Source organism: Endozoicomonas sp. NE40 (assembly GCF_040549045.1).
In the GTDB taxonomy this organism is placed as follows: Bacteria; Pseudomonadota; Gammaproteobacteria; order Pseudomonadales; family Endozoicomonadaceae; genus Endozoicomonas_A; species Endozoicomonas_A lisbonensis.
Genome location: NZ_JBEWTB010000002.1, coordinates 4,786,551 through 4,805,788 on the forward strand (window position 1 = coordinate 4,786,551; position 19,238 = coordinate 4,805,788).

18 protein-coding genes are annotated in these 19,238 nt (G+C 48.4%); all 18 read right to left on the minus strand.

The annotated features are described in order from the left end of the window. Positions 1–116 precede the first annotated feature (116 nt). The 18 genes from V5J35_RS22600 to traC are packed head-to-tail and all read right to left on the minus strand — an operon-like array spanning position 117 to position 18,877. Positions 117–1,541, minus strand: a complete 1,425-nt coding sequence (locus V5J35_RS22600) for a Fic family protein (protein ID WP_354009291.1) — start codon at positions 1,539–1,541, stop codon at positions 117–119. Positions 1,542–1,584: 43 nt separating this feature from the next. Next, positions 1,585–2,874 carry a tyrosine-type recombinase/integrase gene (locus V5J35_RS22605; RefSeq protein WP_354009292.1) on the minus strand — a complete coding sequence of 430 codons (1,290 nt, stop codon included), beginning with the start codon at positions 2,872–2,874 and terminating at the stop codon, positions 1,585–1,587. Beyond that, positions 2,844–3,032: a hypothetical protein gene (locus V5J35_RS22610; protein ID WP_354009293.1), complete on the minus strand. Its 189-nt coding sequence runs from the start codon at positions 3,030–3,032 to the stop codon at positions 2,844–2,846. The genes V5J35_RS22605 and V5J35_RS22610 overlap by 31 nt, the downstream gene beginning before the upstream one ends. 35 nt (positions 3,033–3,067) lie before the next feature. Next, a complete protein-coding gene (traF, locus tag V5J35_RS22615) occupies positions 3,068–3,958 on the minus strand; it encodes a conjugal transfer protein TraF (RefSeq protein ID WP_354009294.1) in 891 nt (296 codons plus the stop codon). Continuing rightward, positions 3,925–4,515 carry an IncC plasmid conjugative DNA transfer DtrJ family protein gene (locus V5J35_RS22620; protein WP_354009295.1) on the minus strand — a complete coding sequence of 197 codons (591 nt, stop codon included), beginning with the start codon at positions 4,513–4,515 and terminating at the stop codon, positions 3,925–3,927. Before V5J35_RS22620 ends, traF begins: the two co-directional genes overlap by 34 nt. Positions 4,516–4,566: 51 nt before the next feature. Continuing rightward, on the minus strand, positions 4,567–6,402 hold the full coding sequence (gene traD / locus V5J35_RS22625) for a conjugative transfer system coupling protein TraD (RefSeq protein ID WP_354009296.1): 1,836 nt from the start codon (positions 6,400–6,402) through the stop codon (positions 4,567–4,569). After that, positions 6,392–7,627 (minus strand): TraI domain-containing protein, encoded by a 1,236-nt coding sequence (locus V5J35_RS22630; RefSeq protein WP_354009297.1) that lies wholly within the window; start codon positions 7,625–7,627, stop codon positions 6,392–6,394. The genes traD and V5J35_RS22630 overlap by 11 nt, the downstream gene beginning before the upstream one ends. A 2-nt stretch (positions 7,628–7,629) precedes the next feature. After that, positions 7,630–7,932, minus strand: a complete 303-nt coding sequence (traA, locus tag V5J35_RS22635) for a TraA family conjugative transfer protein (RefSeq protein WP_354016503.1) — start codon at positions 7,930–7,932, stop codon at positions 7,630–7,632. A gap of 56 nt (positions 7,933–7,988) precedes the next feature. Beyond that, a complete protein-coding gene (locus V5J35_RS22640; RefSeq protein ID WP_354009299.1) occupies positions 7,989–8,384 on the minus strand; it encodes a TraV family lipoprotein in 396 nt (131 codons plus the stop codon). A gap of 21 nt (positions 8,385–8,405) precedes the next feature. After that, the gene (locus V5J35_RS22645; protein ID WP_354009300.1) at positions 8,406–9,575 is read right to left on the minus strand and encodes a TraB/VirB10 family protein; all 1,170 of its coding nucleotides are present in this window, start codon (positions 9,573–9,575) and stop codon (positions 8,406–8,408) included. A gap of 10 nt (positions 9,576–9,585) precedes the next feature. Then, on the minus strand, positions 9,586–10,353 hold the full coding sequence (locus V5J35_RS22650) for a TraK domain-containing protein (protein ID WP_354009301.1): 768 nt from the start codon (positions 10,351–10,353) through the stop codon (positions 9,586–9,588). 27 nt (positions 10,354–10,380) lie between these two features. Beyond that, positions 10,381–10,935: a TraE/TraK family type IV conjugative transfer system protein gene (locus V5J35_RS22655; RefSeq protein WP_354009302.1), complete on the minus strand. Its 555-nt coding sequence runs from the start codon at positions 10,933–10,935 to the stop codon at positions 10,381–10,383. Next, positions 10,932–11,213 (minus strand): type IV conjugative transfer system protein TraL, encoded by a 282-nt coding sequence (gene traL / locus V5J35_RS22660; RefSeq protein WP_354009303.1) that lies wholly within the window; start codon positions 11,211–11,213, stop codon positions 10,932–10,934. Before traL ends, V5J35_RS22655 begins: the two co-directional genes overlap by 4 nt. Positions 11,214–11,217: 4 nt before the next feature. After that, on the minus strand, positions 11,218–14,034 hold the full coding sequence (gene traN, locus V5J35_RS22665; protein ID WP_354009304.1) for a conjugal transfer protein TraN: 2,817 nt from the start codon (positions 14,032–14,034) through the stop codon (positions 11,218–11,220). Further along, the gene (locus tag V5J35_RS22670) at positions 14,031–15,341 is read right to left on the minus strand and encodes a TraU family protein (RefSeq protein WP_354016504.1); all 1,311 of its coding nucleotides are present in this window, start codon (positions 15,339–15,341) and stop codon (positions 14,031–14,033) included. The genes traN and V5J35_RS22670 overlap by 4 nt, the downstream gene beginning before the upstream one ends. Next, entirely contained in the window at positions 15,247–15,939 is a 693-nt protein-coding gene (locus tag V5J35_RS22675) for a TrbC family F-type conjugative pilus assembly protein (RefSeq protein WP_354016505.1), read from the minus strand. The genes V5J35_RS22670 and V5J35_RS22675 overlap by 95 nt, the downstream gene beginning before the upstream one ends. Beyond that, complete coding sequence (locus tag V5J35_RS22680) at positions 15,936–16,463, minus strand: 3'-5' exonuclease (protein WP_354009306.1); 528 nt, start codon at positions 16,461–16,463, stop codon at positions 15,936–15,938. Before V5J35_RS22680 ends, V5J35_RS22675 begins: the two co-directional genes overlap by 4 nt. After that, positions 16,460–18,877 carry a type IV secretion system protein TraC gene (gene traC, locus V5J35_RS22685; RefSeq protein WP_354009307.1) on the minus strand — a complete coding sequence of 806 codons (2,418 nt, stop codon included), beginning with the start codon at positions 18,875–18,877 and terminating at the stop codon, positions 16,460–16,462. Before traC ends, V5J35_RS22680 begins: the two co-directional genes overlap by 4 nt. Positions 18,878–19,238 lie beyond the last annotated feature (361 nt).

Genomic DNA, 19,238 nt, shown 5'->3' on the forward strand with positions numbered 1-19,238 from the left:
GGGGGAAGTAATCGCGGGCTAAGACCATTAGGAGAGGGTATGACCCTCTACGTGGCTGTAGGTCTGGATAGGTGGGTCAGGTGGTTTGGCACAGTTCTGGCACGTTTTGTATCTCTTTAACTTCCTTTTTGTACTTCCTGCCAGTGTTTAAACTGGGAGGGTCTTAAACCATAACGGGCTAATACGCCTTCGTGTAAACGGCGTAGTTCTTCAATAATCAGCGATGATAAATCTGAGCGTGAGGTTTCCTGAATATCTTCTGGTAGCAGGGCTTCAATCAGATCGATAGGGTCAGAATCCGGACTGAGAACAATTTCATTGACCATTTTTTTAATCAGGTTTCGGTGTTGGAGCCGTAATGGGTCAGGCTCAGCCAGCTGTTGCTTGATGGCCAGGTATTCCTGCGTTGAGCGTTCATAAGCCCACAGATAGAGATCACGTAATAATTCAATCCGGGTCATTTCATAAACACCCAGCGTCGCACGGCTATAGGCTTGTTCCGGGACATCCAGAAAAGTAAGAGGGCAGAGGTTCGCCCGGATTAATGGCAGGTTGGCTGCCAGACGTGAAGTCCGCTTGTTCACATCAGCAAAGGGTTGCAGATAGGGCAGGTGGACCATCATAAAGAAAGACTGTTCAAACGGGTCTTCAATCTGACTGGCTTTTTGCAACAGAATATCGAGTAACTCACTGATAAGCACTTCGCCTGCCAGTGGCCTGAAAACACTTTTTCCGATTTCTACCTGATGCTGTCGAATCCGGCCTTCATCAGCAGGATTCGGCAACAAATTTTCGGACAGTAAACTGTGAAGGTTAAGCAGAGTAAAGCGGTTGTATGAAGCGGTTTCTGCATTATCAACCAGCAACTCTATGGCAGACTTATGATTCAGAATCATCTGAGTTTCGATAGCGGCCTTACCTTCCGCAGCATGCCCTTCCTCAATAAGTCGGACAGTATCAAGGCGGCTGTAGGTATTGCCTTCCAGATGACTGGATGCCCAAGATAAGTCAATCAGAAAGCGATCCAGGATTGCACGGCCATAAGTGCCAGCGGGTTGCGATGTCTGTTTGGTGTCACCCATGCGCCAGAGCTGCTGGCGAATGGGGGCTGATAAGTAATAGGTTTCGTTGGGCTGGTAGGCATCCAGAAATTCTCGCTGATAGCCGATGGGGTGTCTGGACTCTACTGGTTGCTCTATATACGCCAGAATATCTTTACTGTCTGCCGACAGTGGAATAAATGCAGGAAAATCCTCAGGCTGAAAATCATCCTGGCTTGCCTGAGACAGGTTCAATACCTGATATCGCCTGCCGCGCCCCTCACCAACAGCAGCGATCTTATTGTCGGCCAGTAAGTTGTTTAACCAACGCTGGGTTGTACGGCGGGTAAGATTTGGGTAAGCGGCCAGCAGTTCCGAGATAGAAACTGGCTTGTTGGCTTGAATGATAGCCTGGTATAAATCAGAGAGAGTATTCATAGATGTGGCGCAATTTTGAAGCCCTTTGGCACAATTATGGCGCATTTTATCTAATCGCGCCATAATTGTGCCATTGCTGTTGCGCGATTTGCTCTTATCTTATGAGTTAAATGTCTGAATCTGGAGCTGGAAGAGTAGGAGTATGAACTTTCTCGATTGCTTGCCAGTCACCTCGCAGCTGATATCCATTATCTGAAGCCGTATCGGGGATAAACTCGCCATAGACTTTCCGAAGCATCTGCGTGTCCACATGCCCCAGTTGACGAGCGACAAAATTCTCATTTTCGCCTTCTTTCAATAACATACTGGCGTAGGTGTGCCGCATCATATATGGGCGCCGGTAGCGAATTCCGGCCAATATACAGAGCTTCTGAAAGCGATTACGGAACTGGTTAGTATTACGCCAGGGCTTGTTGCTGTAGTCGGCATGAAAAACAAACGGACTGTGGTTTTGAGTATAGGGCTGCTGCCTGACCAGGGCAGACAAGGCGGATGGCAACAGGACCAGATCCCTTTCACCCAGCTCGCCGGTTTTTATCTCCTTGAGAACTTCTCTTTCTTCAGGCTCTTCTTCAATCATGGAATAACCACGACGGAAGACTTTTGCTCTGGAAATACAGGCGATGCCCCGGCAGAAATCAATATCCTCCCAGTGCAGGGCAAACAGTTCTTCCGGGCGAAGTCCGGACCAGAAGCCAAATTGAATGATATGGGCTTCCTGTGGTCGTTCTGCAGCGGCTAATAGTTGGGAAATATCTTCCAGAGTAAACACATCCAGCTTTTTCTGTTTCTTACGGGCTCGTTTTTTCTGAAGTGTCTGGCGCGATTCTTCCGGCCATTCGAAATCCACAAATGGGTTGTACTCCACCAGGTTCTGAGATTTTGCATACTTGAAAGCGGAGCGCAGAGGCGATAGGTAGCTTTTTAATGTCGTATTACTGATATGCCTGTTGCCCATTCTGGTTACCCACTGAGTGATATGACCGACACGGAACTCCGGCAGAATCAGGTGTCCGAACTCAGGCTTGATAAAGCGATTTGTGTAGTAGCGATAATTATCTAAAGTCAGATCTGCTTTGCGATGGCTGGCATATTCTTTCAGATAGATATCAAGCAGTCCGGCGATGGTCAGGTTATCCGGGCTTCGAAGCTCAGATTTTGCCAGTTTGTGATCGGGAAAGTGTTCACTCCACTTGAATGTGCCGCTGCGTATATCACGCTTTGCTTTGGCAAGAATCCCAGCAGCCCAGTCAAGGTCGGTTTGGGTGGGCTTCAAATCAGGAAGTGTGATGTAGTGGCGTTGCCCCAGACGGCTGAAATTTATTCGTACGGTGTCGCCTCGAAGTTGAACGCCTCTTGGTATTTTTAATGCTTTCGCTGACTGTGCTCTGCCCATTCCTGCACCCTCGGTAAGTTGATCCAGCGACAACCGTCTTCCAGAACCTTGGTGTGATACCCTTCTCGCCAAATATTGCTAGCCAGCTTGGCGTTGACGGTATTTCGGGTTTCTCCAGACAGTTCACAGTACTTTTTGAGTTTGACCCAGTGAATCATACGGCTGGCTCCTTGGTGAAAAAAGGTACACAACATCAATCAGATACTGATGTTTGTTTAATGGCCTTATAAAAAGTTGGAGGTAGGTTATCCGGCTGACTTTGATACCATGTTTCGGAGGTGATGCGGGTATTATTGAACTGCTCCCGGGTGATCCACTGATGCTGAACGGCAGCCTGAAGAATTTGTTCTGTCAGCTCGGTCAGAGAAATGTTTCCCTGCCTTAACAAGACAATATGATCAGGGGGATGCATCAGAAAAAGTGCAGGGTAGCGAAGTATATTCAACTTATCAGGTGGGTGTAGTTCCACTCTGTTTGATGTGATGCCGGGGAGTAACACGCCATCTGTTGAGATAGGGACAAGCATAAATTCAAACTGATGGCAGAACTGCCGTAAAGATTTCAGCTGAAGTTCACACAAGCGACAACGCCCCTGATAGTAGAAAACCAATCCTGCTTTTTTACCGAGTTCTTTTAAAACGGATTCTTTGGCTTGATAAGCTATATCATCTTTAATCTTGGCGGCAGCTGGAGATATCGGGCGACGGACGTTTTCATCCAGCAATGGGTCACTTTCAATCACCTGTTTGCTAACACGGGCAAATTGTTCTGCTTTTTCTTTGACCAATCTATCGAGGTAAAGGTAGTTGCTGACGTTTTCCTGACTGGGGTGATCAATGGCTTTGTCCAGGTATTGACCGATATTCTTCCTGATCCATGCTGTTGAGAGAGGCTGAGCTCTTACATTTTGAGCATTGATTTCTCTCTCTTCTTTTTCTGGCTCGATGATCTGTTCATACCAGAACCAGCCTTCCGAGTGGCGATCAAACCATTGCGGATCGGCTGAAACACTGGCTGAAAATAATCCTGTTAGTAGAAGAAAGAACAGCATCAGACTTTCTTCTGCCAGTTCGCTGTCCACCATCCCAGACATAGTGCAGTCAGCCAGGCTGCAGCAGGAATCAGTAACACAGGAACGGGCAGGGGGATAATGATCAAATACAGGAATAGACCAGGAATCCATTTTGATGCCCTTCGGCTCCAGAGGTTTTGCAGGGGGCTGGTGTAATGAAAATCGTGATAGCGGATTTTTCGGATTAACAGGCCATCGATAATGGCAGCAATAAACATCACGCCCCAGAAGGGCAGACAGGCCAGCAATACTGAAACCCGATAGAACAGCTGTTGCATCAGGCTCAGAAAGTTCTTAACTACACCCTGAAAGAACTCGATCACTTTTGCCAGACCTTCTCCCATTTTTCTGTCTGGAGTTGTGCGCTCTATAAGAAAGCGCTGAATACCAGATTTCACAATGGTTGTTGCAAATAGGTGGTTCCCAGTTCGCATAATCCAGACTGCATTGTCCTGTCCCAGTCTTCGGGCATATTGCTGTTGTTCTTTTTGCAGGTACTGATTCATGCTTTGTCCGGAAATCGCCAGCCAGAGCAATATCAGGCCAAGCCCAAAGCACCAGATAGTCAAAGGACTGACTTGTTTTTGAGAATGTGTCATATGAGAGATGGAATCGAATTATCAGGATTTTGGAGCACAGAGAATCGGAATTCTGCCTTTCAATAAACGTCCGCCGCCCAGTCGGGCTACGTATTCCAGGTTGGGCAGCTCGCCCAGTAGTTGTGGTGGGAACAGGTCTCCGGTTTCTTCCAGTTGTTGCTCGCTGAGGTTGCCGGTAAATTCCATGGGATGGTTGGCATCCGTGCTGATGCCCTGATTGCGGATAAAGTAGCGATAGCGAACCGGTGGCAGTTTATCTGTAATGAATTTCTGGGTATCGGGGTTCTGTGTTCTTAGGCAGATAAGGTGATTACAGTTGTCGATGAACTGTTGGGCAGCAGCTTCCGAACCTAACTGAGCTTCAAAATCAGCCAGAGTCTGGGTGGCGACGTATAACCGGAATTTTGCCCCCCGACCTTTGTTCAGCAGGGACAGCAGTTGAGGGCAAAGTACTTCAGCGGCTTCATCTACGAACAGGTTGATAGGTTTGTCATTCTGTTGTGAGTCTTTCGATGAATAGTTGTAACGATCACCGGCGACAGCGGCCAGATCAGCCAGTAACAGCTGACCAATGGCTTTTCCCACCATGGGATCAGACAAGGAGTCGAGCCCGAAATACATCACCTTGTTTTGTTCGATCAGATTCGCTGTGTCTGTGCAGGGGCGCAGATCGTCAATATCGGTAGGGTCAGGTGATAATAAGCGAGCCAGTGGACCGCCAGTCAGCATTCCGAGAGCAGGCAGTAAGGTGGCAATCATTTTGCTGTAATGCGCCCGGTCATGTTCAAACAAGGAGATCAGACCTTCTACATCTGTGCATGGGGATTCTGGCATCATCTTCTCCCGATAGAATTCTATCCAGCGTCGTGCAACAGCCTCGGTGTTACTTTTACCCTTCGCCTCTTTTCCCTGGGCAGTATTTGGAGCCTGGGTATTATGACGGGTACAAACAATAGTGAGCGCTTTGATCAGTAGTTTGGTTACTCCTCCTTCTAATCCCTGTCGAATCATCACCAGAGTGGGACGCTGCCCACAAAGCAAATAGCCCTGAACCACCGCATCTACGGCTTTCTGGGCAAATGCCTGAAAGGGCGCATTATCACCACCAGATGGCATTAACCCTGAAATCCGACTGGCCAGTTCACTGGAACGGTTAAAATTTTGAAGCAGGTTGATTCGGATAGAATCTGCAGGAAAGCCCGGATGAAACTTCATGAACCGGTATTTATTGCCTGATAGCTCGCAGCTTCTGAGAGTGTGGCTGGCAAGGTCATGGTCGCCTTTGGGGTCGATGATGATCACTGGTTCATTTCGTAAAACAGCTTGTGTCACCAATAAATCAAATAGTCGGGTTTTGCCACTACCAGGGACACCAATAACCATAGTGTGCATTTGAATCTGTTCAAGGGGCTGGTATAACCGTTCTTCATGCTCCTCCATACCATGAATCCAACCTGCACCCATGGTTTTTTCTGATTTGGCGGGGAGGTTATCACTGCGTAATAAATCCCACGCCCGTTGTCCATGAAGCCGTTGCCACTCAAAACCCCAGCCTAACCAGACTCCCTGTTCCTGATTCTTTGTTTGCAGCGATTGGCATTGCTTCCGGGTTAGCTTGAGAAGAGCGAGCTTTTTGCCTTTTAATCGCCGGTGTTGCTGCCATCTTGGTATAGCCTGTGCCAGACGGGTAATCGTCATGGCAGCACAGAAAGAAGACGTCAGAATAAAACCAATCGGTGGTAGTGAGCTGAAAAACGACAGTGTGTGAGCGACGTTCATAGCTGAAAACCAGACAACAGCGGAACTCAGCTCATAAACAGGTCGCCAATTTTGCAGATAAGGGCGATCACTGATCATGCTGCTCTCCTGCACTCTCTTCTGCATATTCTTCTGCAAAAGAGCCTGATGGCAGCCATTGTTTGCATTGTTGGGAAATGGCGGGCTGTAGCGCAATAAACAAACGGCTGTTACGACGAAAAATGATTTTATTTCCGAAAGGAACGATCCAACCTCTCTGGTTCCACTGTTTAAGCAAAATATCCGGTTCTGGTAGTTCATCGGATTCCACAGAATCAGGCCAGGGCAACAGAAGGCTGTCTTTCGCCCACTTGATAACTTCACTGTGGAGGTTGGATATAGCCTGCTCAAGCCACTTCAGTTCATCATCCTTTCCAGCTTCTGGCTGACCATCCGATTTTGCCGGCTTCATAATCTGGTTAAGGGCTTCTCCACGAACAAAATGCAGTTTGACGCTTTTCAGGCGAGCCAGCTCAACAGCATTGATGATTTGTGATACGCCATGGCCATTTTTTTGCCCGGTCAGCGCACTGACAAAGGTTTGCCAGAGAGTGCCATTATCTCCATCCGGTTGCAGGAGATTACGAAATGCCTGTGGAGTAAGCTGCGGTAACAGCAGTAGATTGATGGCGGTATATTCTGGCGTTAATGGTTTCTCAGGATTGGTATCACACTGCTTCCAGTGAGGTGCGTAGTTTGTAATACGATGCTGTTGCAACCAGCTTCCAAGAGGCTGCTGGAAAGCTGGCCACTGTTCTGGTGAAAGCTCTCCTGCTTGCTCACTTGATTGCTGTTGAACCATAAGACAGGTCGTCATTCGCCCACTGTCATATAAAAGCCCAGCGACGCCTGCCATTAATCGCCAGAGTGGTTCCCTCGCTCTGCGCTGATCCGGATACAAATCATGATCTCTGTGAATCTGTTGCATAGCCGTGACAGACCAGAAAGCGGTTTCCAGTGCATGGCGAATTGCTCCAGATGGCTCGCAATGGTGCTGAGGATGAGCAGGTAGAAGATGCAGCCAGTGGGTGAGATTATCCAGTGTCTGGTCAAACAAGAGCTGTAGTTCTGTTGGCAGATTCAGCTGCTCATTCACCTGTTCCACTAGCTTCTGTTGCTGGTGAAGGATGGTTCCGGTGCCTACCTGATATCCGGCGCAGCCTGAACTGGATTTTATGGACTGTTCTTGTTCTTGGGCATCATTGGGCAATAGAGCTGTTTCATTGTCAGCATGATGCGGATGCAGCCAGTGATTAATAATCGATAAAGCTTGTGAAGTCGTCATCGCTAAAGCCCGAAAATGGAATTAATAATGGTGGGCGTGACCTGCAATCCAACAGCGGCACCGACCCCGGTGGCAAAGCCGATCAGCGAGTTGCGAGCCATACCGTAAGCCAGCCCGATCAGGACGAAAGAGATCGACAGTGTTCGACCCAGGTCTCCCTTGATCCAGCCCACCAAACGACCATAAATTTCTGCAAAATCACTGGAGCCTGTCGCATTGACAGGATTGGCCGCCTGCAACTCAGGAGGTAATAAAGAAAAAATGATCAGCGTTGCCAGTGACAGCATCACTTGCTGCTGTTTCACTATGCAGGGGTGTCTCTCAGAAAGGGGTAGAAGTACATGCATGGTCAATGACTCCATTAGTCATCAGAAGGTGAATAGACGGGAATGGCAGACTGCCAGTCTCTTGGAGCGATATCCGTCATGACGATTCCGCCGCTGTGCCAGTTACCCTGTTTATCAACCCAGGGGGCGATCCAGATTCTCAGGATTTGAGCGGGTGTGCGGTTCGGCACCGCTTCGGGAGTTACAATATGAAGGTTGGGTTCTGGATAGCTTTTGGGAGAAGTGGGGAGGAGGTCTTCAGAAGGCAGTGAATCAGAATCCTGATAAACTTGTCTTGCCGATTTACATACGCCCTTACCGGGTTCCGGGCAGGCATACTCAGCTTCTCCAACGCCGAATAATGAACAGCCCTGAATAATAGGTACGAGCGAAACTATCAGAAGCAATGCCCTGGTATCGTGTTTAAACATGGGGGGGAAAGTCTCGAAAGATTAGTTTTTAAGACCACGGGTTAGAATAAGGTCTACCTTGCGCTCGGCGCTGATTTCAATGACTGGCACCATCTGGTCAGCCAGCTTCAGGTAAAAGTCAGCCAGTTTTTCCAATGCTTTGTTGCTGCCCTTAATCAGTGAGCTTTGCAGGGCTTCGCTGCCTTTTAACCCAGATTGAAAAGGCGATTGGATTTGACCATTCTGGTTGGGTACCACTGAAAAGACTGGAACGGGTTTGATATCGAATGCTTCACTGACACCGCTGAGAAATCCTGCCATAGCCGCCTTGGCCATCACTTGCCCCTGTTTGCTGACCAGCCTGCCTCGTAAACCGGCCTTGCCGTCCTCTCCAGCGATATAACCCTCTAAAGGTCGTTCAATCACTTGTTCTTTACTGTTGTGTTTGAAGATGCACGACAGGGTTTCACTGCGAAGATAAGCCCGTTCGGAACTCAGGTCGCCATAACCGGAAGCCAGCACAAAGCATTCTCTGACATTGGTTCGATAGCGGTTGGGCAAAATTGCTGAGGCTTTTATACGAATAAGTACAGGGTAAGGTTCACGTCTTGCCCCTTGTCCTGTGGGAACATCCAGGCCGGTGATTAGCTGACCGGATAACAAACTGCCAGCGGGTAGGCGTAAGAGCTTTGGTTTATCTTCAGGCTTGGAATCCAGTGCCACCGCCTGAGGATATGTAGCTCCCAATACCCGGATAGGTCTGGGTGGTTGGGGAGGTGCATCATAGTAACCGGGCTCATTGTAATTGGTCGCTGGTGATTGGCTGTACTGGTTCCATTGCAAAACATCAGGAGTCTGCTGTGGAGTTGAAGGTTCAGGGACAGAAAAGGTGTTTTGATCAGGTTGCTCTGGCTGATTTAGCAGTCGGATTTCCTGTTGCAACCTCTCCATTTCCTGCTGGTGCTCTTCGTGCAAAGCTTTCTGTTGATGATGGATACGTTCCAGATCAGCACTGATTCGGTTCAGTGTTAACTCTTTTGGGGGGATGCCGGTAAAGTCAACGGATGAAGTGGTTTGCTCTGGTGCTTTGGTCACGTCTGAATCCTGCCGTTTACTGGTGACAAAAATCAGAGCAACCAGAATGATTGCCGTGCCAAGCACAATGGTATAGCGTTTTACTCTTGGCGTCAGGTAATGGTTGAGAGTATTCATTGGTTTATTTTTAATAGGTCAGCAGGGAAGGGCGTACCACAGGTGCTGATTCCTGATCGGGCGTATTCAGCAGAATAAACAGTTCTCTGCGCTGGCCGGGATGTAGAGTGTTTTTCGGCCACATGGCGACAGCGGTGGTATGGCTGCCCTGACAGTTTTTCTCATGGAAAGTAAGAGGCTTTTCGGTAGCGTTCCTGGCTGTCCCAACCAGAACCCTGAAATAATGCCCCTGGACGACCTGCCCCTTGGAGAAATCAAATGTCAGACCGTCTTGCTGACAATGCCGAATATCGGCTTTATAAAATTTTTCCAGTTCATACCCTTCTGGCACTTGCCCTTTAACAAGCATGGACAGCAGTTCAGTAATGCTCTGCTGATAGTCTCCGGCTTCCTCAAAGCGTTTGGCTGCTTCTTTATTCCTATTCATTTTCTGTTGCCATTGTTTTGATAATGAAAGCTGGATTTCTTTGGGAGGGACATCAAGTAGCGTGACCAGCAAAGAGAGTGCATGAGCTTCACTATCATGGGGTGTGATATATACGACAAAGGGCTCTTCTTGTTGGGAAGAGAGATAAATCACTGAACCTTCAATACGGATATCAGCCTGATCAATTGTTCGAATCTGAGGCGCAGAAAAGGGCGTGACAATCCGGTTTAAGTGCAGACGACTGAGCGTGACCGGTTGTTGCTGACCTGGGGAAACTTTTAATTTCACAGGGGCCGCCGCCAGAGTGAATGAGCAATACAGGCACACAACAACAGCAAAGGCTTTGTTCATAACGGATTCTCTGAAAGAAGAGGAGGGTTATTTCAAGTCAGATTCAATCTGGATGGCAGCAAGCACAGGTCGATAACGAATCAGGTTGAACTGAAAGGTAAATGTTTTCTGCCCCGACAGACGTTGATGGCCGGACGATAGAGCACTGTTACCTGTCACTCTGACCTCACGGATGGTTTCATCAAATTCAATCTGCGATGGCTCAAAGCTCAGGGAAACCTGATCTTCTCGTAACTGTTGGAACTGTTGATTCAGTGTTTCATGTACTTGTTGATACAGATTGGGCGACAGCAAACTTTGCAGCCTGGCTTCCAAAAACGACAGATTCTGTGGATTGAGGTTTCCCAGCAGTTCAGCCAGTGAAAGCCCCCACCACTCGTAATAGATCTGAGAAGCTTCACCGGATTGAATACCGATCTGCCTATCCATAAACGGCAGGCTCAACTCAACAGCCGGTTTGCGGTTCAGGCAGTGGATCAGCAACAGTACATTGCTCAGCACCAATACCAACAGAATCAGCCTGTCAACACACAGCTGTTGTCGCCATTGTTTCAGGCGTTGCAGATAATCTTGAATGGTCATTTTCGGGAAGGGTAAAAGACCCGGACATAAGGGTTGGGTAAGGTTCTGGCTTTCACAAAATAAAAGCCCAGCCAATAAAGTCGGTGACTTAGATGCCCGTCAGGATGACGATCCCGGAACCGGCGATAAACACGAATCGCCATCCAGCCAAGAAACATGCCAAGCAACAGCTGGTCAAACCAGATACCCCAGATCAGACCAACGGCTACCGGGTAGATTTCATCCAGTGACCAGAACAGGAACTGGACTGGGTCGTTGATGGTGCGCGGAATTTCCACTGACTTATTGTCCTTGATGGCGTATTGATTCTGTTTTCTGGGATTGATAGTAATTGAGGTCGGATGGGCTGATGTTGTTGTATCGGGCTTCCAATCGTTTTCGACTGTCTTCCCGGTGTTGGTCGAAATCCAGCCTTGAACCCTTACCTGTCAGAGTTTCCAGATTTAGCTGTTTCAGGGTATCGGCATTCAGCTCTGGCAGTTTGTTTTGCAGTTTTAATAGTGCCAGCCATTCACTAAGGTCAATTCGGTTCCAGTCAACTGCATGGAGTGTTTCGGGAGAAATGCCCGAACAGTCAGGATGTTCAGCAGAGCCCCATCCTGTTTTCAGCTGCTTTCTGATCTGCACTTGCAGGATGCGGGATAAAGGAGAGCTGAAGCAGCAATAACTGTTGTATTCCATGCTGGCTAACCCGAGAAACTTGGATTCGCTGTAACTTCCAACCTTGTGACAAGTTTTCATTTCTCTCTTGGCGGCTAATTCAAATTCTTCGTCTTCACACTTGTTGGTGATCTGGATAATCAGTTTGGTCATGGTGTAAGCCGTGTAGATCATGGTGACAGCACTGATGGCTGAGGTAATGGCAGGATTCATAATCAGAGTTTGCTGGCTGAGGTGTCCGCCCTGAGAAGCCAGGTTGTTGCCAACGGTTCGGAACAGCAGGTTGGTGGCATCTTCGCCCAGAATTTTATGGACGACTTCGGCCATCTTTCGCATCAGCTGTTGCTGCATATTGCCGAGCATCGTCTTCTGAGCTTCCTGCGACAGTTCTCCGGCAATAGGTTTTGCGGTGGCAGTCTGGGTATGGACTTCAGAGGGAGTTGGCCAGAGCTTTTCTGTGAGCTTGTCCCAGCTTTTGCCCATATCTGACCATAGATTTTTTGCAGGCTGGCTGAGCTTGTTGATGCCTTGCATCAGCGGTTCCCGCATCTTCTGGTAATGCCCGGTCAGCTGATTGGGAAAATTACCTTGCAGATGGATGGCTGACTTATCGAACAGGTAGCCCATCAGGAGCAGGTTCATATAACTGGCAAAATTCACGTTCGTAGGCAGGTTACAGCAGTCCACCATATTAAAAATGCCCTGTTTGCAGGTGCAGGGCTTGCCACTGAAGATCCTGCAACCACTCCCATCTTGATTGCACTGCATATCATGTGACATATGTTTTGCTGCATGGAGACCGCTGACGGCACTGGCAAAGTCGGTGTTCTCCGCATTCGTTATATTGGCCTGACACTCGCCTAACATGCACTGCATAGGCTGACCTTCACAGTGAATACTCTCTTCAATGCCAATGCGATTCAGGTTGCCTGTGTAGCCACAGTCGTAGCGATCCTCGCGGGTGTAACAAATGCCAGACTTTTCACCAAGACAGCGGCTATCCAGAAACTCACAGTTGGGATCGTTGGCATACTGAGCACAATGATCAGGCGGATACTGTGTTGATGCTGTTTTGTAGTAAAAGCAATCGGCTTCAGCTCTGGCGGTTTTGCAATCTGATGGTAACTGCGATGACAGGCTTGGTTGCAGTGGAATCACTTTACCGTGAACGGTATGTTCTGCATCATTCATAGTTTCAAGGCACTGGTACGACAGACTGCACAGTCCATCACTCTGCCATTGCTTCATTTCTTTCAGTTGCTCCAGTGCTGATGAAGGCGCCCAGCGATCATTTTCTATCAACTGGCTGATATCGAAATACAACTTAATCAGAGCAAAACCTTCGCCCTGATCACCAACAGAAGTGCGAATTTTGAAAGTGACTTGGTTACCTGCACCATCCAAGACACTGCTATCCAGTGAAACAGGACTGTTCAGGTGAAAATTAGAGTCCAGTTCACATCCTCCACCGCTTTCAGGCGGGAAATCAGAGTTGCTCTGCCAGACTTTCTTATCATTGATCCAGACCTGCAGGCGGTCATCCCAGCGGGCTTCCTGAAGCACTGCATGGCTTAATGCCTGTGGTCTGGGTAGCGTCACCGTGAAGGTTTCTTCCTTAATACAGCAACCGCAGTGATAGTAGTTATCCGCTCCCGCATCCTTGCCTAAACGAATCTGTAAGCAGCCTTCTTGATCCGACTGACTTTCACAACCGTTCATGCCTGATAGCCCAGAGCCGGAAATATATTCTGCGAAGGGCTGAACCCTGATTTTCCGGTGTAACGTAATGCTGTCGTCTGTCACCACAGCTCGTGTGCACTCACGAATATCGGGACTATGCACTTGGCGGCCTTGTTTTAGCACCAGTTTTTTCTGGTAATCACAGCCTTTAAAATGCTGTCGCAGACGGGCGATGGTGGCACTCATTTCACCGTTCTTATCGTATATGGGATTGCCCTGAGCATCGGTAGGCCAGTGCTTTTGTTTTGACCAGGTATTGGGGTGTTGCAGGGCATTAATGCTCTGTTCCACAGGATGAAGAATCTTGTGTTCGTTGGCATCGGGGTAATACCGATCCGGTGACTGATTCAGTAAACGCCATGCTTCACCTTCAGGAGATTGTTCCGTTTCCAGTTGTTGCGCCCGCTTTTCACCAAAGGACTGCAAACCATCGAAATCTTCATTCTGGTAGTAGCCTTCCAGCTTTTGGCGGTGAGAGCTGTCTGAAGGCTTCTCCATCATCAGATTTGGCACTTGGTTGGCAATAGAGTCAGGATTTCGAGTAATAGCTTCAGATTTCTGGTTGATCTGGTGGAGCCAGTTTGAGCGGGTATGTTGCTCAAATGTACGAATGGCTTCCTGAGTGGTTTCTGCCATTACGGTGTGAAAGCAGAAAGCGAATAATCCACTCAGCAGTTTGTAGAAATCAGGTTTTATCATTGGCTGGCGGTTTGACAGCAATCCCGATACTGCCAAAGCAGATACATCGCATCATCTTTACCCAATGGGTGACGGTGCATTCCCCATGTTGCCGCTGAAGCTCCGATCCAGTGTGCTTTCTGCTTTTCAGGTTCCGGCCAAAACATGCTCATTTTGTACTGGCTTTTGGGGAGCCACGGGGTGATTTTGCTATGACACTGAGCTTCTTCACCGATGGTTTTTCTGCCAAGCCCAATTCTGTGAATCTTGGCTAAAGCCCGTGTTGCCAGCAAGCTGGTGTTATCAGAAAAGTGACCGTAGGTACTGGTAAAACCGGATAACGGATAAAGGGAACCCCAGCTGCCAGCGCACCAATGCAGATTATCCATAGACTGTGAGTTCAGGGCGGCTACACCATCAGCGGTACAGGCATTCATTGCCGCAGGATTTGCATAAGCAGCAAGGTCAGGTGAAATCAGAGCTGCTAACTCAGGATGATTCCACGAAGGATCTACTTCCGACAGATTGATCAGGTCAAAGTCCACCAAATCGCTTGTACAGCCGCCAATGCCGGTAAACATATTGAGCATTTCTATCAGTGGCAGGCTGTAAACGTGGGCGTGGAGATAGGTTAAGCCTTTGGGAATATTGGCAGAACCCAGTGTTCCCCAACGACGCTGGTCAACAATAGGCAGCTTGTGACCACCCAATGCCATCAGACAGCCGGGACTGCGAGTCAGCTCTACCAGTCTTTGAGGTCGCCAAAATCCTGTAGTCACTCCGGGGTGAAACATACCTGCGCTGTCTTCACATAAACACAGTCCTGTACTGGTTTTGGCTCTGTCACTGGGTTCTTTGCCGGAACCCAGCTTTGCCAGCCCTATACGAATCGGAAACAACTCTTTCCAGGGCACAGAAGTAATCAGCTTCTCAGACAAAATCGACACATTCTGGCACAAGGCTTGGGAAGGATTATCTGTGGTCTCCAGCGCATAGGCAGATGAAATCAAAGCTTTTACCCATGACACTATATCGACCGCTGAAAACGGTAATGCTGCCGCAGTGGTGACTCTCCAATGACTATGGTTTTGAGGTGCCAGCAATACAGGCAAAGCTGTCAGTTGAAAGCGCCGGATCAATTCTGACGGCATGATATAGATTTGATGCTCATGCCAGAGGCTGGGTAGTTTCTGAAGCTGTTGTAATGAGCCATTAGAGACTAATATCAGCGCATCAGGGTATTGATATAACCACGGAAGCACCGCTTTCTGTTGCTGACGGTCGTTGATATCCAAAGCAATTATGGGGGTATGCCAATTGCCAGACACTTTCAGTATTTTGCTGGAAGCCTTTTGACTGGTTGGCAGCTTTGCTCCGAAAGAAAAGGTTTTGGTCTGCAATCGCTTCTGTGCCTTTTTCTTGAAGGGGCTTCCAGTTCTGCTGTTTGAGTCGTTGTAACAAAGATTCCAATAAATCCGGTTCGCTGATAGGCAGCGTTGAACCATAGGCACCAATATTGCCACGCTTGCCTGCGTGGTACTGGCGCATAACCCAGACAGGTGAAGTAACACCAAAAACGGTCAACTCAGTATTGCCGTTCATGACAACAGCCATCGCAGGCACTTGATATATATTCTGCTCCCGGAACAAAACAGGATTGATCTGAATGCTTTTACTGGCATCTGCCTGTTTTATCCGGTACTGCCAGCGAGTAATGCTGTCAGTCAGATTGGTATCTTTGGCACCCATTCCTCGCACGATGATATTGAGGTTCTGAAGCAATTCTGTTTCCCGTAATATCTCAACCAGGGCCGTTTCACCCATGGTTTCAGATACAAATAGATTAATGGTGAGGGCAGAAGACAGAGCTGTATTGGCTGGCAATAAAAGAACTATCATCACCAGCCTGAAGGGTAGGGGAATCATGCGTTTCTCAGAGCATCAATGCGCTGGCGAACATCAGGACGAGTCAGGTAATGCCAGACGGCTCTTGTTGCCTTCGTATCTGACAGGGCGCGATGCGCCTCTCCCTCCCATTTGTGCAGGACATACCGACTGGCCTTGTTAAGATTCTGCCATTTGTAATTGCCATAGCGATGGTTCCATTCACCGAAGTGTTCGGCAAAGAGAAGCATGCAACACTGGACGCTTTTTGCGACTCCAAGCTCAGTACCCAGGTATTGGCTGTCGTATGCCTTGTTGTAGATCACGACTTCCTGATCCTGAAACAATGTCCGGATTGTCGGGCGTAGCGCATCATACGTAGGTGCATGGGCAACCTCTTTCGGGCTGATTCCGTGAATCGCCTGAGCTTCTGGCCAACAATCATGGTGTGTTGGTTTAACCAGCGTGTTCAGTAAAGCTTCACCATTATCATCGATAATGGCTATTTCAACGATTTCGTCTTGGGCGCTCAGGCCGGTGGTTTCAGTGTCAACGTAAATAGTCATACAGCATTCCTGTCTTTCAGTACCTGCATAATGGCATCACTCAGGGAAAGCCCCTGAGATCGATAAGTTCGGATCGCACTCTCATCTTCGGGATGACTGGAGTAGAGCAGTTTTTTGAATGGGTTCAGAATCAGCCGACCAATTCCAGATCCCTGTTCAGTGAGCACCAATGCTTCTGAATACTTGCCTTCCACCGTATGAACGGTTTTTAGCAGTTTGTAGCCTTCTGGTGATAAGGGTAACCGTTGCTGTTTTTCCAGTTCATTGATGGTGGACAGCTGTTGCTTGAGTAGAAACTGAGTGGCGCTGTTATCCATTGCTGCACGCCCAGCAGCGGTTTCGTAGAAATCTTCGATCCGCTGTGCGGCCATGAGATTGGCTCCATTAAATCGTCGAAAGCGACGGAAACCGTGTTCAATGAACAAAGCGGCTCCCTGAGTGTCCCGCATCAGGTTCCAGGCTTCATCAATCACGACCAGTTTCCTTCGGCTGACATCACCAAAGTACATAATCTGCTGGATCAGGTAGATCAACTCCAGAATTACGACTCGCTGAAGGTGTTTGCGACTGTCCAGGTGCCGCAACTCCAGCACTGTAAATGACTGGTTGATATCCAGCGTATTGTCACCACAGAAAAATCGACCATATTCGCCTTTTGAAGTGAAGGCACTGAGCTGCACGGCGAGGTCGGTTATACGTTCATCCGGATGTTGCTGTAATCGTTCCTGTAATAGGTCAATGGAACTATCGGTACCTTCACCTTCCCAGAGTTCCCGAATCTGCTCCCGTAAACTGGCTTCCTGGTACGGCGTTAATGGCTCTCTTGGTGACACCATAGCAATAATCAGCGCCAGCAGAATATCACCTTCCTCTTCATAGTCATGAACCAGGGCAAAGGGGTTCATACCAATCTCACTGCCCTGATCAAAATCCAGAAACAGTCCATCAAAATGCTGGCAGAGTTTCTTGTACCCCTCGCCAATATCCAGTGCCCAGCACTGCCCACCACGAATCAGAATATTACTGATAATCTCATTGACCAGGACAGTTTTGCCCGCTCCGGAAGTGGCGGCAATAATGGCGTTGTAGTTACTATTGGATTCAAATAGCGACAGGTTCATCAGTTGCCCCCGGCGGGACACCATATTCAACAATGCTTCCTGATGCCCTGACCAGTCATCAAACAGCGGCAGTAATGGAACAGCATGACGGGTCGCCAGGGTCTTCTCATGCATGGCAATGGTTTGAGTGCTTTTCTGGGCATTACCGGGCAGGGTGTTAAGAAACATCGGAAGCATGAAATACACGTCTTCATAGAGCATGAAACCCAGTTCACGAAAGTAGCTGCAGGCGTTGGACGACAACCGGCTGGCTTCTTTAGTGGAATTGCAATAAAGCACCAGAGAAAACGTCAGTTTAAGAGGGGCATCACCCTTGTTAAGTGCTTCAAACAGCAAATCGAAATCTTTCTTGCGCTCCATAAGTCTCGGTTCAAAGCGAGTAATGGGGCTGGAGGCTTGCTGTATAGCAATGCGCTGTTTGTTGCTCAGTGACGATTGCAGCTGATTGATTGAGGGGAAATGGAGTAGTACATGAATATGAGCGTAACACTTGATACCCCGGTGTCCGTTCTGGCTGTCACCCAGATAATTGAATGCCTGTCCCAGCGGTACATAGGCTGGCAGCTTCTTGGCGATCAATACTTTTGCGACTCTGGATTTTTGTTCAGAACCCAGTTGAATCTCATTCGGTGAGACTTGCAGTGGGGTATCAGGATCGAATACCTGTCGATTCAGAGGTCTTTCTGAATCCACCTGAGCACCATCGATTGCCCAATGTCCGTGCTCATGATGATTCACAAGAATCATGTTCAGGCGCAGCCAGTCATTTTGGCTCATGGGAACAGATAACAATCCGGCGGTTTCAATCCCTCCCTGGAAGGAAGATTTAAGCCGACGGATTTTCAGTAAATCATCTTCGTTGGGTGACAGCTCTCGGGTAGGAACTTTAACGGTGAACCATAAAATCCCATGCCTCAGCATTTGTTCATTGGTGACTGGGTCATGAACGCCAGACTGCAACTGCTGAATATTCTGTTTCAGCATGGCTTTGAAACGTGGTTCAGTTCGGTCCTTCGCCAGCATCAGTTGGTGAATGGTGTTCATCACATCGGGGCTGGAGATCAGACCACACTGCAACAGAGTATCGTCAGGCCAGTCCTGATTGAGTAATCCGTTCAGCCGGTCATCCAGTCCACTGTCCAGACCGCTGAGAGGCAAGCTGAGAAATCCGAAAAACAGATGTTTATCGTCGCATAAGAAAATCTGGCTTTCAGGGTCATACGCCCGGGTAGTGAGCAGTGAATCCGTATATTGCGGTTCTACAGGCACAGTTGTATTGGCGTTGGCGAACATTCGGCATTTCCCGGCTGATTTGAACTATGTTGATTAACGCAAGTGAAAACTCAGTAGGTAGCTACTGGGAGGTGAGGATGATGAATTTGTTAAAACGGATTAAAGGGTTTGTTGCGAGTCTGGCATTGCTGACTATTTGTTGTTTGCTGTTGGAGCAGTTAGGGTACCTGGTTTTGGTTCCGGGCTATGGCTGGAAGCTTCTGAGTTCTCCGGTTCTCTGGAGCCTGTTTTCTGTTGTGTGTTTTTCTCTGCTATGGCGGTTTGACCGGAAGTACCCTGAAGATAATTCTGTTCCAATTGACTGCGAAGGCTGGAGCCCCAAAAGAAGAATAAATCCAGCGACTGGCTTGCCAATGGCAGG